Here is a 2,249-nt window from a genome sequence, read left to right on the forward strand (position 1 = left end):
GTAATGATAAGCACCCTTGCATTGTCGTTAAACTCACGTATCCACTTTGTGAGCCACACCATTGTTAAACTCTTACCACTTCCTTGTGTGTGCCAAATAATGCCGCCTTCTTTTCGCTTTACAAAGTCTTGTGCTGCTTTAATTCCGAAATACTGATTAGGTCTTGAATGCTTTTTTATTCCTCTGTCATACACAATAAAATCATGAAGCAATTCAATGAAGCGTTCTTTGTGCAAGAGTTCAATTACATTCTTATCCAAAGGATAATCATACTTGGCTGCTCTATCACGTATTGGCTTTGTAAGTTCCAATAAATACGGATGGTCTTTATTGATTTCTTCGTTTACTTCTTTCCATTTTAAAAAGTATTTTTCTTTTGTTTCAATCGCACCATAAGCCAAACCCTCAATATCGTTTCCTGCCATTACATACTGAATGGTGCTGAAAAACGGTTTTATGAAAATATGTTTCTGATTGTCTAAGTTTTGACGAATACCTTCTGCAATTGACACGGTGCTTCGTTTTAATTCTATTACACCTAAAGCAATACCGTTTACATACAAAACAATGTCGGGGCGTTTTTTATGAATGCCTCTGATGGTTACTTCTTCTGCAATAGCAAAGTCATTATTGGTTGTTTTGTCCCAGTCAATAAGCCAAACCGTTTTTTTATTTAGTCCAATTTCGGGTTGCACCGTTACACCATAGCGAAGCAGTGCATAAACTTCTTTGTTTACATCATACAGCGATTTGCTTTGGTCGTTAGTTGCTTTGGTAAATTCGTAAATGGCTTTGGTAACTATATTTTGGTCATACTTTTTCAATAGCCATGTAGATAAAATTTCTTCTTCTACATTACTGTTATTGTCTCTTTCTTCCCAATTGCCGAGATAACGATACTCTAATTCGTTTCGCATAAGAGCCACCACACGGTTTTGGGTTTCTCTTTCCAGTTTGCCAACTTTAGATTGCGTTGAACCTGCCATCATTCTGTTTATTATTTCTTTTTTGAGTGATGCAGCCAGCTCATTTTCATGGTGTATCAACATTAAGCCATCATCAGGTAACAAATCATCGCTGAATACACCTTGATATAAATCGGCATAAAACTCATTCTTTTTGTATTTCCCTAAATAAAAGTTGGTTTCCTGATTTTCGTAAATGGGTTTTAAATCCATTTGTCCTTCCAAGAAAAGGCTTACATCTTCTACGCTTACCTTTTTTCCTATGTATTCAAATGTTTCATCATCAAGCAAAGCAAAAATGTAATTGCTCTGTCTTTCGTCCTGACAAAAAATTAGAGTAGGAACTTCGTAGTAGTATAATATTTTGATGTAAACTAACTTCATATTTCTATTTCTTGTATAGTTACGGCAGCCACATCAAATGCCTGTGAACGCCACCACGAATGATGATTTTTGCCAAAGGTTTGTTTGAGTAAACCATCTTTATCACTAAGTTTTATTTCTCCAACAACTATTTGCTTTTTCTTTTTTTTACCTGCCTGCATTTTAAAGAAACCGTTAATCATGCCATGCAAATCATCATAAATGGAAACCGATTTACCAATACAATCATCAAAGCCATCAGGCAAAGGTCTGTCTGCTTTTATGGGTGTTGGCAAAAAGCAATCTGAATTTATGGGACTTGCTTTAAGCACTCTGAAATAAACCTTTTCACCATCAGGCACAAAAGCATCTTCATGCGGACAAGTGCAGCCCACATTCAAATCTTCAAAATAATTTATTGCACTTTCTGCCATACTATACCAATCTAATTTTTCAGTTAATAAAGTTTGCATCATGCCTTGTTTTAGCATTTTGTATTTCTCTAATTTCCTTTCAGTTTCATTGATTTCATTTTCCATATCCGAAAAGATTTTAGCAATACGGTTCTGTTCATCAATTTTAGGTAGCCATATGGAAATTTTACCTAATGAACTTCTCGATATTCTTTTGTGTGTTGTTCCTCCAACTCTTTCAATAACCTTTGAGAACCATTCAGAAGTTGAAAATAAATTTGCAAGAAATACTCTGTTTGCAACTTCATTTCTTGGTCGGAAAATTGTCACATCTACTGAAGTTACAATTTTTCTTTCACCTATGTTTGGCAATACACAAGCTCGTCCAGCAGGGTCGGCTAAACGGCAGACTAATAAATCCCCTTCAATTAAAAGTTTACATTTTAATTTGTAAAACGAATTTTCAAAAATGTATTTCTTATTTTCTTTTTCTACATAGCAGCCAATA

At 34.8% G+C, this 2,249-nt stretch carries 2 protein-coding genes; both read right to left on the bottom strand.

The features are described from left to right. On the bottom strand, positions 1-1,349 hold a 1,349-nt coding region (locus tag ACH2BG_RS00605), incomplete at its 3' end, for a type I restriction endonuclease (RefSeq protein ID WP_395045801.1). Further along, a partial coding sequence (locus ACH2BG_RS00610; protein WP_395045802.1) for a restriction endonuclease subunit S occupies positions 1,346-2,249 on the bottom strand: 904 nt, incomplete at its 5' end. The genes ACH2BG_RS00610 and ACH2BG_RS00605, both read right to left, overlap by 4 nt.

Source organism: Flavobacterium sp. (genome assembly GCF_043779715.1).
Classification (GTDB): Bacteria; Bacteroidota; Bacteroidia; order Flavobacteriales; family Flavobacteriaceae; genus Flavobacterium.